This window comes from Rhizobium sp. 57MFTsu3.2, assembly GCF_012932765.1.
In the GTDB taxonomy this organism is placed as follows: domain Bacteria; phylum Pseudomonadota; class Alphaproteobacteria; order Rhizobiales; family Rhizobiaceae; genus Rhizobium; species Rhizobium altiplani.
Genome location: NZ_JDWI01000020.1, coordinates 1 through 13,462, shown reverse-complemented (window position 1 = coordinate 13,462; position 13,462 = coordinate 1). Strand labels below are relative to the sequence as shown.

The following is a 13,462-nucleotide window of genomic DNA, read 5'->3' as shown; positions in this document are numbered from 1 at the left end:
CGCTTCCTTATCCCTTGGCCTGCTTGACCAGCCCTTCGATGACATCGCGAACCGACATGCCTTCCGCGCGGGCCGCAAATGTCAGCGCCATGCGGTGCTGCAGCACCGGTTCCGCGAGGGCATGGACGTCGTCAATAGACGGCGCCAGGCGGCCTTCGTAAAGGGCACGGGCGCGGGCGCAAAGCATCATGGCTTGGCCGGCGCGCGGACCAGGGCCCCAGGCGACGTTCTTGTCGGTCGCGGCATTTCCCTGACCCGGACGGGCCGAGCGAACAAGCGCGAGGATGGCGTCGACAACCTTGTCGCTGACCGGCATCTGGCGAATGAGCGTTTGGATTTCGACGAGGCGCTCCGCGTTCAGGATCGCTTGCGGCGTCGTTTCGCTGGTCCCGGTCGTCTCGAGCAGGATCTGTCGCTCGGCGGCGAGCTCCGGATAGTGGACGTCTACCTGGAGAAGGAAGCGGTCGAGCTGCGCCTCGGGCAAGGGATAGGTGCCTTCCTGCTCCAGCGGGTTCTGGGTGGCCAGGACGTGGAAGGGCGCGGGCAGATCGTAGCGGTGGCCGGCAACGGTGATGTGGTATTCCTGCATGGACTGCAGCAGGGCCGATTGCGTGCGCGGCGACGCGCGGTTGATTTCGTCGGCCATGAGGAGTTGGGCGAACACCGGTCCCTTGACGAAACGGAAGGAACGGCGGCCGCTGTCATCTTGGTCCATCACTTCGGAGCCCAAGATATCGGAAGGCATCAGATCCGGTGTGAACTGGATGCGGTTGGAGGCGAGGCCAAGCACTTCGCCGAGGGTAGTAACGAGTTTGGTCTTGGCAAGGCCCGGCACACCGACCAGCAGGGCATGGCCGCCCGAAAGAACCGCGAGAAGAGTGTTCTCGACGACGCTTTCCTGGCCGAAGATCACCTTCGAGACTTCACCCCGCACGGCGGCAATATCTGCAAGGGCCTTCTCGGCCGCGGCGATGATCGCCTTTTCATCGAGGGGGGCTTCGGTCTTCATCATACCCATAAGGCATCTCCAGCGGGTGATATCATTCGTCGCGAATCGGCAGACTTACACGCAAGCGTCATACCAGATAGAGTTATGGAGATGTTGCGGGCTGACAAGTTCGTTCCGAATGACTATCTCGTGACCTTCTTGAGTTAAAGACAAACCGGGACAGAAGAATGGCAGCCGAAGAGATCAAGGCGACAACAGACGCGGCCGGTCTTGCTGCGCTGATTTCGCGCGCCGCCGGTGATGCAGGGGCCAAAGCCCGAGGCCTTCCGCCCGTCGACAAGTGGAATCCGCCGTTCTGCGGCGATATCGACATGGAAATCCGAGCGGACGGAACATGGTTCTACATGGGAACGCCGATCGGCCGGGCGCCGCTCGTCAGGTTGTTCTCCACGGTCCTGCGCAAGGACGAAGATGAGAAGACCTACCTTGTAACCCCCGTCGAACGGGTTGGTATCCGGGTTGTCGATGCGCCGTTCGTCGCCGTTGAAATGAATGCCGGAGAAAGGGATGGCGAGCCGCTGTTAACTTTCCGGACCAATGTCGGTGACGTGGTCGAGGCTGGGCCGGAGCATCCGCTGCGTTTTGTAGTTCATGGCGAAAACAGCGAGTTGAAGCCCTATCTTCATGTTCGCGGGCGGCTGGAGGCGCTGGTTTCGCGACCGATCATGTACGAACTCGTCGAGCTCGGCGAACGCCTTGAAGTCGACGGTAAGACGATGTTCTGTCTGCGCTCCGGCGGTGTGACCTTTCCTGTCATGCCGGCGGAAGAACTGGATGCACTCTCCCGATGAACAATGTTTTGACCGAAAACCGTTCGCTCTATTCAGCGGCTGAATTCCGCCGTCGCGCTCTTCACCAGAGCGGTGGTCCGGTGGATCTCTCCTGGCGTGATCACGGCGATCACATTCTCAACCCCGATATCGTCACGCAGGTGGAGACCTTCAAACTTCGCGATGCCGCGGTGCTGGTGCCTGTTATCGACGATGGTGACGATGCGCATGTGATTTTCACGCAGCGCACGGCGACGCTGCGCAAGCATTCCGGACAGATCGCGTTCCCGGGTGGAAAGATTGACGCCATCGACGGCTCCGCCGAAAAGGCCGCAATCCGGGAAACCGAAGAGGAGATCGGCATCGACGGCTCCTTTGTCGAGACCGTGGCGCGGCTTCCGAACTATCTGGCGTCGACCGGCTTCCGTATAACGCCAGTGCTCGCCGTTGTTCGGCGCGGCTTCGAATTGAAACTCAACCCCACCGAGGTGGATGACGTGTTCGAAGTACCGCTGTCCTTTCTCATGAACCCGGCCAACCACAGCCGCGACAGGCGCGTGCTTGACGGTCTCGAACGACAATTCTACCGGATGCCCTATGAAAGCCGGATGATCTGGGGCATTACCGCCGGCATCGTTCGCACCCTCTATGAAAGGCTCTATGCATGACCAACCTTGGCAACGAGGCATGGTTCAAGGATCCGGCTCTGACGCGTGTTTTTGCGTTGCTCAACTCTGATGGAGAAGGGCGCGTCGTCGGTGGGGCGGTCCGCAACAGCCTCATGCGGCTTCCGGTCAGTGACATTGATGTCGCCACGACCCTTACGCCGGAGCAGGTCATCGAGCGGGCGGTTGCCGCTGGGATCAAGGCTGTGCCGACCGGCGTGGCGCACGGCACTGTGACCCTCGTCATCGATGGCAAGCCGTTCGAGGTCACGACGCTGAGGGCAGACGTGGAAACCGATGGGCGGCGTGCAAAGGTAGCCTTCAGTTCCGATTGGCGGACAGACGCGGAACGCCGCGACCTCACGATCAACGCGCTCTATGTCGACGCCAAAGGCGATGTGATCGACCTGGTCGGTGGTCTCGCCGATATCGAGAAGCGCAATATCCGCTTCATTGGGGACGCGGCGACGCGTGTTGCCGAGGACTATCTGCGTATCCTGCGATTTTTCCGGTTCTTCGCCTACTATGGCTCCGGTCGTCCGGATGCTGATGGGTTGAGAGCCTGCGCATCGGCTCGCGCCAAGCTGAAGACGCTTTCAGCCGAAAGGGTCTGGTCGGAACTGCGCAAGCTACTCAGCGCCGAAGATCCCGGACGGGCACTTCTGTGGATGCGACAGGTCGGCGTGCTCAGCGAAATCCTGCCAGAGACTGAGAAATGGGGGATCGACACCATTCCGACATTGATCGGTACGGAGCAAGCGCTTGCCTGGAAGCCAGATCCGCTTCTGCGTCTTGCTGCCATCATTCCGCCCGATGCCGATCGGCTGGAGAAGATGGCGGCGCGCCTCAAGCTGGCCAATGCCGAGGCCGCCTGGTTCAAGGCATGGGCCAAGGCGCCTGTTATCAATGATGAATTGTCCTCGGCCGCCCTTTCACGACTGCTTTTTCGGCACGGCGCCGACGGCATCAATACCCGCTTGAAACTTGCGCTGGCAACAGCACGCGGCAAGGCGGAAGGTGACACACAGGAGATGGCTCGCTCGGCAAGGCTCGGCAAGCTGCTCGAACTGGCGGATAACTGGAAGAAACCGCAATTCCCGATCAATGGCGGCGACGTCATGGCTGCCGGTGTCCCGGCCGGGAAGCAGGTCGGCGAGACGCTGTCGGTCTTGGAAAACGCCTGGATCGAGGAAAACTTCATACCGGACCGGGCGGCGTTGCTCGCCCGGCTGAAGGATCTGGTGGGGTAGTTTAGGCCGCTGTCGCCTCGTTGCGGATGCGGGCCTTGATGTTTTCTACCATGTTTTCGCGGATCACGGTCTCGCCGTGGGCGTTGCGCATATGTTCGACAACGCGACGGACGATTTCGGCATCGTCATTCGCGCGGGTATGCCAGTCGCATCCAGGAACGAGCGTTCCGCATTCGAAGAGTCTCATTCTTTTCCTCCTTCGGTTTCATGCGATTGCGCGATGATGCAATGGCTGAATGCTCGAGGGGTAAGAAGGTTCCGGCCGGCGCGAAGGACCGGCCGGTTGGTCATTTTCTTGTTATTCGGGCATCGCCCAGGATCTGAAGCAATCTGTCGCCGCCTTGTTGTCCGGACGCTTTGCCAGACGGTCCAGTTCTTCCGGTGTCTTGCCGCCTGCCAGCTGGAGCTTCACTTGTTCCACAAAGCAGGAAAGGGGAAGGTCGGAGCCGCTTTTCGCCCGGAGCCGTTCTGCAATCCGGCTCAAAAATTCGGGTGCATCCATAGATGGGGGTTGCTCTGGCGCACCCGCCGATGCCGCAGAGCTACTTTGTACCGTCATGACAATCCTCCTCCGATTGTTACGCGTACATGCACAGAGTTAGTGGTCCAGTCTCCGAATTTAAGCCCTTCAGACGTCTTTTTTGTCTGATCACGGCCAACGGACAAGAGGGGGCAAGGATGAGAGAATGGACTCGACGTTTCCTCCTGTCTTGAGGCCAAAGATTGTACCTCGATCATAGAGTAAATTGAACTCAACATAGCGCCCACGGCGAATCAATTGTTCGTCACGATCCGCGTCTGTCCACGGCTTATTGAAGTTGGTGCGAACAATGCGTGGATAAACCATGGCGAAAGCCCGTCCGACGTCGCGGGTGAAGGCGAAATCGGCGTCCCATCCGCCGGCTTCCTCGCCGGAATGCAGCCAGTCATAGAAGATGCCCCCGATGCCGCGCGCTTCGTTGCGGTGCTTGAGGAAGAAATACTCGTCGCACCATTTCTTGTAGGCGGCGTAATCGGCGACGCCCGAGTGGCTGCGGCAGGCGATCTCCATCGCCTTGTGAAACAGCTGGCTGTCCTCATCTTCCTGCGTACGGCGGCGGTCGAGCACTGGCGTCAGGTCGGCGCCGCCGCCGAACCAGCGGCTCGAGGTTACGACCATGCGCGTGTTCATGTGAACGGCCGGTACGTTGGGGTTGACCGGATGGGCGATCAGCGAGATGCCAGAGGCCCAGAAACGCGGATCTTCCTTGGCGCCGGGCATCTGGGCGCGCAGATCAGGCGCGAATTCGCCATAGACGGTGGATGTATGCACGCCAACCTTCTCGAAGACGCGGCCATGCATCATCGACATGCGGCCGCCGCCACCGGCGCCATTTTCGCGCGTCCATTCCTTCGCCACGAAGAGGCCGGGTTCTCTATCGGAGAGTGGGCCCGAGAGTTCGTCTTCGAGCGCTTCGAATGAGGCGCAGATAGTATCGCGAAGACTTTCAAACCAGGCGCGGGCGACTGACTTCTTCTCTTCGATATCGTCCGGCAGGCCGATCGGAAGTTCGGGTCGTTCCATTTCATCTCTCTCCGAGCGGGTCGCCATCGACTCGCGCTTTCGTCTTTGCTGCTCTGATAGCAGGTAGGGCAGGGTCCTGCCAGCAGAGGCGATGCCTGAGGGCTCCTCAGATTCGACTCGCAAAAGGCGGCTTTCGATACTAACTTTTTGTCACAGAGGTAGGCTCATGACGAAAATCCCTGGACCTCCGTCGTTCGACGGTCTCAAGCGACGGATTGCTACCCACCGGGCGGAAGGCACACCCCGGAATAACGATCGTTTCGTGCGACAAACCTATTGCCTCAATCTGCTCGACGCGCGCGCCAAGGCGCGCGAATGGTTCGACGAGTATCCCAAGGCCGCGTACTGGACGGAGGTCGAGAGTTGGCGTCAGTTGGAAGGCGACCAGATCGAATTCACCATGCGCCGGCTGCCGTCCGCCGATTGATCGGTCTACTCGGCCGCACCCTTCAACCTGCTTTCGATGAGCAGGCCGCTTTCGTCGAGGATGGGGTGGGCGACGGAGACGATGTGGGCGTTGATGCGCTTTAGGTCGCGCAGCATGTCGAGGTGCAGCGAGCTTGTCTGCAGGCTGTCGGCGCGACCGTCGCGCAGGCGCTCCAGATGCCGCTCCGACGATTGCTTTTCCATCCGGCGAACCTCGACCTTCACCTCCATCAACTGCCTGGCGAGATTGAAGTCGCCGGTGACGAGGATCGTCTGGGCAATGCGCAGATTGTCGATCGTAAGGTGGAAGAGCTTGCGCAGCTCCTCATAGCCTTCCTCGGAGAATTTCAAGCCGAGCGAAACCTTCTTCGTCACCTGCGGCATCAGCCCCTTCTCGATGATGTCGCCGATGTGTTCGAGATTGATGGCGTAGTCGATGATCACGATCGAGCGGCGCCCGTCCTCTTCGCTGAGCCCGGCATGGCCGAGCTTGGAGAGATAGATCTTCACCTCCTGCTGCAGGCTGTCGACCCGCTTTTCCAGCGACGGGATTTCCTTCAGGTTCGCCAGGTTGTTGGCCTCGAAGGCATCCGAGGCGCGCATCAGCATGCGTTCGATCAGGTCACCGACGCCGAGCACCTCCCTTGTCGCACTGGCCAGCGCCACGACCGGTGTCGCCAGCTCCTGCTGGTCGAGATAGCGTGGTCCGCCCTCCGCCTGGGCCTCCTCCGGCACCAGCCTGAGCATCAACCGCGAGAGGGGGCGGGAGAACGGCCAGGCGAGCGCAGCCAGCATCAGGTTGAAGCCTAGATGGGCGTCGACCGGCAGTTTCGCCGGCGTCAGCGGCAGCGTTCCAAGCAGGTCGGCGCCGTAGCCTGCGAGCGGCAATGCGATCAGGCAGCCGATGGCGCGTACGATCAGATTGCCGAGCGTGACGCGCCTGGCGGCTGCCGGACCGGCAAGCGAGGCGATCACCGGCGGAATGGCGCCGCCGAGATTGGCGCCGAGCACCAGAACGATGATCAGCCCTGCTGACAGGATGCCCGTCGAGGCCAGCGAGAGAATGAGGACGACGGCGGCAAGGCTCGACGACGAGATGAAGGCGATGACTGCGGAAAAGGCGAGTGCGACCGGCCAGGCATTGTCGAGCAGGGCAATGAAGGCGCCGAGCGCCGGCGACTGCCGCATCGGTTCGGTGGCGCTGCTCAAAAGATGCAGCGACAACAGCATCAGGCCGATGCCGATCAGTGCGGTGCCGCCGCCCTGGCGCGACGACGAGCCGCTGCGATGCAGCACCATGCCGGCAAGGATCACCAGTGGTGACAGCCACGCGATGCCGGTGGCGACGATCCAGGCGGTCACCGCGGTTCCGACATTGGCGCCGAGCAGGACGATCTGCGCCATGCGCGGCTTCACCAGCTCGCGCTCGACGAAGGAGGCGACCATCAGCGCGGTTGCCGTCGAACTCTGCAGCGCAATCGTCGCAAAGAAGCCCGAGACGAACGAGCGCAGGCCGCTGCGCGTGCCGGTGGCAAGGCCGGTGCGCAACCGCGCCCCAAACGCACGCGACACGCCGTCCTTCACCTGGGCCAGGCCGAACAGCAGCAGCGCTACCGCGCCGAACAGGTTGATCATGACGATCGTCGATTCCATGCTGCCGTTTCTTTGCCTCTTATGCGGGAAGGGTGTTCCTTCGAATATAGGTTCTCAAGTGTTTGAAAATATGGCGTTACGCGCGCAATTTTTATTGCTCGGCTAAAAACTATACGCTGCTTGGGGAAATTCACAACGTCGTTCGCGACATATTTTGAAGCGGTATCGTCGTCGAGGTCGCGAAGGTCGGAAATCAGCGCCAGACGGTCTGCCGCATGGCTTCTCCGACGATCATCGCAGCCGAGACGGCGACGTTTATCGAGCGTTGGCCTTCCACCATGGGAACGAGGATCCGGGCGTCGGCTGCCGCGTGGACATGATCAGGGACGCCGGCGCTCTCGCGGCCGAAAAGAAGGATGTCGTCGTCACGGAATGCGAAGTCGGTATAGCGGTCGGACGACTTGGTGGACGCCAGCACCAAACGCCGACCGGTAGCCTTTCGCCAGTCCTCGAAGCGATCCCAATTGACATGGCGGGTGAGGGCGGCTGCGGCGATATAGTCCATGCCTGCCCGTTTGAGGTTGCGGTCGGATATGTCGAAACCAGCAGGCTCGATAATGTCGACAGCGAAGCCAAGACAGGCGGCGAGACGCAGGATGGTTCCCGTATTGCCGGGTATGTCAGGCTGATAGAGCGCTAGTCTGAGGATCGCCATGGTCTAGGCCGTATTTTTCGGTTTTCGTCGAAGGACGCCTATTGCAACTGTGATTTCAGCGCAATAGGGCGCATTTTGGCCGATAATTGTTCAATTTCCGGCCGGTCGGGGCTGGAAATTCTGCTTGATTCGCGTTAAGGGTGCACATCTTTTAATCGCCAGAAGGGAGCGCCAAGATGGAAATATTGCCGCGTATGCGCTCTCGATGCGTGACCCCGCGAGTGGCGACCTGGCACGCGTAGTGCCATTTCTCTCCTGAGTTCCCATTTCTAACCTTTGCGCGGCCGTTATGGCCTCGTCCCGTGAACGTCCGGTTCCCATATGAGCTCTCAAGCGCCGTTTTGCGCGAGCCGGGGAGGCTGGACCGATCAGGTTTCGGAGCATTTTCATGTTTGGCTGGTTCGAGCAGCGACTTAATCCTTTCCCGACCGAGGAGCCGGTTGCTCCTCCGAAGGGTCTTTTTGCATTTTGCTGGCACTACACGAAGCCGGCAGCACCGTGGCTCGCCATCATGGCAGTGCTGACGGCGCTGATCGCCGTCGGCGAGGTGGCGCTCTTCCAGTTCCTCGGTGATATCGTGGACTGGCTGACTAAAGCCGACAAGGCGACATTTCTGGAGTCGGAATGGCCGAGGTTGGCATGGATGGGATCGTTGATCCTCATCGGCCTGCCGCTGGCGGCGGGGCTGGATTCACTCATCATGCATCAGGTGCTACTCGGCAACTATCCGATGATCGCACGCTGGCAGATGCACCGTTTCCTGCTGCGTCACAGCATGACCTTTTTCGCCAACGAATTCGCCGGACGCGTTGCGACGAAGGTGATGCAGACGTCGCTTGCGGTTCGCGAAACGACGATGAAGATCCTCGATGTCTTCGTCTATGTCGTCACCTACTTCCTGTCGATGATCATTGTGATCGCTGCTGCCGACTGGCGGCTGATGATACCGATCCTCGTTTGGCTCGCTGTCTATATCGGAATCGTGTCCTACTTCGTGCCGCGGCTTCGCAAGATCGCGGCACAGCAGGCGGATGCGCGCTCTATGATGACGGGGCGGGTGGTCGACAGCTACACGAACATCGCGACGGTGAAGCTGTTCTCGCATGCCGGCCGCGAAGAGACCTATGCGCGTAGCGGCATGGAGGAGTTCCTCGAAACTGTCCACTCGCAGATGCGTCGCGTCACGTTGTTTCATATATCCGTCTATATGAACAACTGCGTGGCGTTGTTCGTGGTGTCCGGCCTGTCCATCTGGTTCTGGCTGAACGGACAGATCTCGGTCGGTGCCATTGCTATTGCGATCGGTCTTGCCATGCGTGTCAACGGCATGTCGCAGTGGATCATGTGGGAAGTCTCGGCGCTGTTCGAGAACATCGGCACGGTCTATGACGGCATGGAGATGATGACGAAGAAGCATGACATCGTCGACAAGCCGAACGCGCCGCAGTTGTCAGCGAGGAAGGGTGCAATCCACTACGAGCGCATCCGCTTCCACTATGGCAAGGGCAAAGGTGTCATCGACAATCTCTCCCTAGACATCAAGGCGGGTGAGAAGGTCGGCCTGGTCGGTCGCTCCGGTGCCGGCAAGACGACGCTGATGAACCTGTTGCTGCGCTTCTACGATCTGGAGGCCGGCCGCATCACGATCGATGGGCAGGACATCTCGGGCGTGTCCCAGGAAAGCCTGCGTGAACTGATCGGCGTCGTGACGCAGGATACGTCCCTGCTGCACCGGTCGATCCGCGACAACATCGCCTATGGCCGCCCGGACGCGACCGACGCCCAGGTGATCGAAGCCGCCAGGCGTGCGAATGCCTGGGACTTCATCGAAGGGCTTGTCGACATGCAGGGCCGCACAGGGCTCGACGCGCAGGTAGGCGAACGCGGCGTGAAGCTCTCCGGCGGCCAGCGTCAGCGCGTCGCGATCGCCCGCGTCTTCCTGAAGGACGCGCCGATCCTGGTGCTCGACGAGGCGACATCGGCGCTCGACTCCGAGGTCGAGGCAGCGATTCAGGAAAACCTATTTGCGCTGATGGAAGGCAAGACGGTGATTGCGATCGCGCATCGCCTGTCGACCCTGACCGAGATGGACCGTCTGATCGTGCTCGACAAGGGCAGGATCATCGAGGCCGGCGCCCACGCAGAGCTGGTCCAGCAGGGCGGTATTTACGCTGACCTGTGGAACCGTCAGTCCGGCGGCTTCTTGGCGGATCACTCGGAAGAGGCGGAAGAGGCGGCCGAATAGAAAGAAGCCCTCCCTGCGGATGCGGGGAGGGCTTCTCTTTTCGTGTCCATGGATGTGGTGTCAGAGGCTGTCTGCCCAGTCTTTCACCCGGTTTCCTTCGACAAGCATGCTATTGGTCGACACAAGCGTACGCAATGCGAACAGACGTCGCTCTTCCTCGCGATCGACCCACGTAGAGATCGCCTCGGCGATTGCCTCGTCGTAGGACATTTCCAACTGTTCAACGATTGCATCAAGTCGTTCCGCAAGGGGCAGCGGAATACTCGACAATACTGTCTTCCTTGCTTGCATCGCGGCCGTCTCCCGTAAGAATCCATTGTACCTCGAGATTGTGACGAGGTCAGTCTCATTCAACAACGATGCCGTTGTTGTTACCGATTGTTACGAAAATATAAGGTTGCGCCCTGGGGCCGTTGCTTTCCCGCCCTGGCTAATAAGCCTATATCGCATTTATGCTGATAAAACGACTCCTTCGTGTCTTTGAAAATTGGATTAATCCCTTTGCGCCGCGGGAAAACATTCAGCCCCCGCGTTCCACGCTTGGATTCATCTGGTTCTATATCGGGCAGGCGAAGACGCCCTTCGTCGCGATGCTCGTGCTCGGCGGGATGTCGGCGGCAATCGAGGCGGCGCTCTTCTGGTTCGTCGGCCGGCTTGTCGATATCCTCGCGACGATCACGCCGGCCGCAGGCTGGAGCGGCCTTCTTGCCGCGCACGGCGCCGAACTCTTCGGTATGCTCGTCCTTATCGGCATCGTCCGCTTTGTCGTCGCGCTGTTGATTGCGCTCGTCGATCAGCAGGTGATCACGCCCGGCTTCTATAACCTCGCGCGCTGGCAATCCTACCTGCATGTTTCGAGGCAATCGCTCTCGTTCTTTCAAAGCGATTTCTCCGGCCGCGTCGTCACCAAGGTCTGGTCGGCGGGCCAGGCCACGGGCGATCTGGTGACGTCGCTGATGGAGAGCGTCTGGTTCGTCGGCATCTATGCGGCGACAACGCTGGTGCTCGTCGCGCGGCTGGATCTCTCGCTTGCCGTGGTCGTGCTCTGCTGGCTCGGCGTGTTCGGCGTTCTCGCGCGTTATTTCGTGCCCCGCATCCGATTGCATTCCCGGGAAACGGCGGAAGCGGCGTCGATGATCAACGGGCGCATGGTGGACGCCTACAGCAACATCCAGACACTGAAGCTGTTTGCGCGTGACGAAGAGAGCGACCGCTACATGCGGCAAGGCTTCGACTTCTATCAGCACACTGTCCTGCGGTTCACGCGCTTCATCACCGGGGTACGCGCCTCGATGGCACTGCTTTCGGGCATCATGATCGTTACGATGGCCGGACTGAGCGTTCATCTTTGGCTGGCGGGGCTCATCAGTTCCGGCGCGGTCGCCTTCTCGCTGGCGCTTGTGCTGCGCCTCAACTTCCTTCTCGGCCGGCTGATGACCCAGTTCAACGGCATCATGCGCAACCTCGGCACGATCCAGAATGCTGCCGAGCTGATCTCGCAGCCGCTTGGACTGGTCGATCGCCCCGGTGCCCGCGACCTTACTATTCGACAGCCCGGCATCCGCTTCGAGAACGTCTCTTTCCACTACGGCAGACCAGATGGCGTTATCGACAACTTCTCGCTCACGATCGAGCCGGGGGAGAAGGTCGGCATCGTCGGGCGCTCGGGCGCCGGCAAGTCGACACTGGTCAACCTCCTGCTGCGGCTCTACGACCTCGAAGGTGGACGGATCTTGATCGACGGCCAGGACATTGCGTCCGTCACGCAGGAAACCCTGCGCATGCAGATCGGCGTTGTCAGCCAGGATACGTCGCTCCTGCATCGTTCCGTCCGGGACAATATCTTGTTTGGGCGCCCTGATGCGGGCGAGGCGCGGTTGGTCGAAGCGGCTCGGCGCGCGGAAGCGCTTGGCTTCATCGAGCGCCTGCAGGACCAGAATGGCCGCAGGGGTTTCGACGCGCACGTCGGGGAGCGTGGCGTGAAGCTTTCCGGCGGTCAGCGCCAGCGTATCGCGATTGCGCGCGTCATGCTGAAGGATGCGCCGATCCTCGTTCTCGACGAAGCAACATCGGCGCTGGATTCCGAGGTGGAAGAGGCGATCCAATCCAATCTGATCGGCCTCATGCAAGGCAAGACGGTGCTTGCCATCGCGCATCGGCTCTCGACCATCGCCGCCCTCGACCGATTGATCGTCGTCGACGAGGGGGGGATTATAGAAGAGGGGACGCACGAAGCTCTGCTGAAACAGGGTGGTCTCTATGCCGAACTCTGGGCACGGCAATCCGGTGGGTTCATCGCAACCGATGTCGAGGCGCCACCGCCCGGTTCAAAGGCACACCGTAAACTCGGCGACGAGGCCAAAGTCGTCTGAGATGCAGTATTACCTTCGGTCCACTGGAATGGTTTCAGCCGTAGTGGCCGGTCGGCGGGAACGCCGTCGACGCTGGTGCCGAAGGCTCGAGTTGGTGCAATGCGCAGCTGTGGCAAGCATGTGATTGTCTTCGAAAATCATCTGAAAATTCCCGCGACATTGTGCCCACATGGCCTTGCCAAGGCTGGACATAATTTGCGATCAAGCTTAGAACGCGCCGGATTGGTGGGGAATCTATGGTCGAATTGTGTCGCGACAGATTCGCCGCCGCGAGGAGCAGGGGCGGAGTTCCGCAAAATTTGCGTAGAGGATGGTTATAAGCCGTGAGCGAACACGAAACGACAGGCGAGATCACGGGCGAGCCGACTCGCCGTGATTTCCTTTATCTCACCACAGGCATGGCGGGGGCGGTTGGGGCCGTTGCGGTTGCATGGCCGTTTATCGACCAGATGCGTCCGGATGCTTCGACGTTGGCGCTGGCCTCGATCGAGGTTGACGTTTCCAGCCTCGAGCCGGGAATGTCGCTGACGGCCAAGTGGCGCGGCAAGCCGATCTTCATCCGCAACCGTACGCCCGAGGAAGTGAAGGCTGCCGATGAGGTGCCGCTTTCCGACCTGAAGGACCCGGTGGCGCGCAACGCCAACCTGCCGTCCGATGCGCAGGCGACCGGCGTCGACCGTTCGGCCGGCAAGGACAAGGAAAACTGGATCGTCATGATCGGCTCGTGCACCCATCTCGGCTGCATCCCGCTCGGCCAGGCCGGCGAATACAATGGTTGGTTCTGTCCCTGCCATGGCTCGGTCTACGACACGGCCGGCCGCATCCGCAAAGGTCCGGCGCCGCAGAACCTGGC

The 13,462-nt window shown here is 60.6% G+C and carries 14 protein-coding genes; 7 read left to right on the top strand and 7 right to left on the bottom strand.

What is annotated here, in order from left to right; genetic code table 11:
- Positions 1–7 precede the first annotated feature (7 nt).
- Positions 8–1,018, bottom strand: a complete 1,011-nt coding sequence (locus tag AF71_RS19980) for a MoxR family ATPase (protein ID WP_018857604.1) — start codon at positions 1,016–1,018, stop codon at positions 8–10.
- Between the two features lie 158 nt (positions 1,019–1,176).
- Between AF71_RS19980 and AF71_RS19975 the strand changes: the two genes are divergently transcribed.
- The 3 genes from AF71_RS19975 to AF71_RS19965 are packed head-to-tail and all read left to right on the top strand — an operon-like array spanning position 1,177 to position 3,694.
- A complete protein-coding gene (locus AF71_RS19975) occupies positions 1,177–1,800 on the top strand; it encodes a DUF1285 domain-containing protein (RefSeq protein WP_018857605.1) in 624 nt (207 codons plus the stop codon).
- Positions 1,797–2,447, top strand: a complete 651-nt coding sequence (locus AF71_RS19970; RefSeq protein ID WP_018857606.1) for a CoA pyrophosphatase — start codon at positions 1,797–1,799, stop codon at positions 2,445–2,447. Before AF71_RS19975 ends, AF71_RS19970 begins: the two co-directional genes overlap by 4 nt.
- Positions 2,444–3,694 (top strand): CCA tRNA nucleotidyltransferase, encoded by a 1,251-nt coding sequence (locus AF71_RS19965; protein ID WP_018857607.1) that lies wholly within the window; start codon positions 2,444–2,446, stop codon positions 3,692–3,694. Before AF71_RS19970 ends, AF71_RS19965 begins: the two co-directional genes overlap by 4 nt.
- Before the next feature lies 1 nt (position 3,695).
- On the opposite strand, the gene AF71_RS19960 is transcribed toward AF71_RS19965, so the two are convergent.
- From AF71_RS19960 to hemF, 3 genes are all read right to left on the bottom strand, one after another.
- Positions 3,696–3,881 (bottom strand): DUF1059 domain-containing protein, encoded by a 186-nt coding sequence (locus AF71_RS19960; protein WP_018857608.1) that lies wholly within the window; start codon positions 3,879–3,881, stop codon positions 3,696–3,698.
- A 111-nt stretch (positions 3,882–3,992) separates the two neighbouring features.
- On the bottom strand, positions 3,993–4,253 hold the full coding sequence (locus AF71_RS19955; protein ID WP_025660392.1) for a hypothetical protein: 261 nt from the start codon (positions 4,251–4,253) through the stop codon (positions 3,993–3,995).
- 90 nt (positions 4,254–4,343) lie between these two features.
- The gene (gene hemF / locus AF71_RS19950) at positions 4,344–5,258 is read right to left on the bottom strand and encodes an oxygen-dependent coproporphyrinogen oxidase (protein ID WP_018857610.1); all 915 of its coding nucleotides are present in this window, start codon (positions 5,256–5,258) and stop codon (positions 4,344–4,346) included.
- A 166-nt stretch (positions 5,259–5,424) separates the two neighbouring features.
- Between hemF and AF71_RS19945 the strand changes: the two genes are divergently transcribed.
- Positions 5,425–5,685 (top strand): hypothetical protein, encoded by a 261-nt coding sequence (locus AF71_RS19945; protein ID WP_026371829.1) that lies wholly within the window; start codon positions 5,425–5,427, stop codon positions 5,683–5,685.
- Positions 5,686–5,690: 5 nt separating this feature from the next.
- On the opposite strand, the gene AF71_RS19940 is transcribed toward AF71_RS19945, so the two are convergent.
- Both AF71_RS19940 and AF71_RS19935 read right to left on the bottom strand, forming a co-directional pair.
- Positions 5,691–7,337 carry a Na/Pi cotransporter family protein gene (locus tag AF71_RS19940; protein ID WP_018857612.1) on the bottom strand — a complete coding sequence of 549 codons (1,647 nt, stop codon included), beginning with the start codon at positions 7,335–7,337 and terminating at the stop codon, positions 5,691–5,693.
- 193 nt (positions 7,338–7,530) lie between these two features.
- Positions 7,531–7,992 carry a tRNA (cytidine(34)-2'-O)-methyltransferase gene (locus AF71_RS19935; RefSeq protein WP_018857613.1) on the bottom strand — a complete coding sequence of 154 codons (462 nt, stop codon included), beginning with the start codon at positions 7,990–7,992 and terminating at the stop codon, positions 7,531–7,533.
- Positions 7,993–8,380: 388 nt separating this feature from the next.
- On the opposite strand from AF71_RS19935, the gene AF71_RS19930 reads away from it, so the two are divergent.
- Positions 8,381–10,237, top strand: a complete 1,857-nt coding sequence (locus tag AF71_RS19930) for an ABC transporter ATP-binding protein (RefSeq protein ID WP_062370252.1) — start codon at positions 8,381–8,383, stop codon at positions 10,235–10,237.
- 60 nt (positions 10,238–10,297) lie between these two features.
- Here AF71_RS19930 and AF71_RS19925 read toward each other — a convergent pair whose 3' ends face one another.
- Complete coding sequence (locus AF71_RS19925; protein ID WP_018857615.1) at positions 10,298–10,507, bottom strand: ribbon-helix-helix protein, CopG family; 210 nt, start codon at positions 10,505–10,507, stop codon at positions 10,298–10,300.
- A gap of 182 nt (positions 10,508–10,689) precedes the next feature.
- Between AF71_RS19925 and AF71_RS19920 the strand changes: the two genes are divergently transcribed.
- Both AF71_RS19920 and petA read left to right on the top strand, forming a co-directional pair.
- Positions 10,690–12,609, top strand: a complete 1,920-nt coding sequence (locus tag AF71_RS19920) for an ABC transporter ATP-binding protein (RefSeq protein ID WP_113471832.1) — start codon at positions 10,690–10,692, stop codon at positions 12,607–12,609.
- A gap of 323 nt (positions 12,610–12,932) precedes the next feature.
- A partial coding sequence (gene petA / locus AF71_RS19915) for a ubiquinol-cytochrome c reductase iron-sulfur subunit (protein WP_169682750.1) occupies positions 12,933–13,462 on the top strand: 530 nt, incomplete at its 3' end.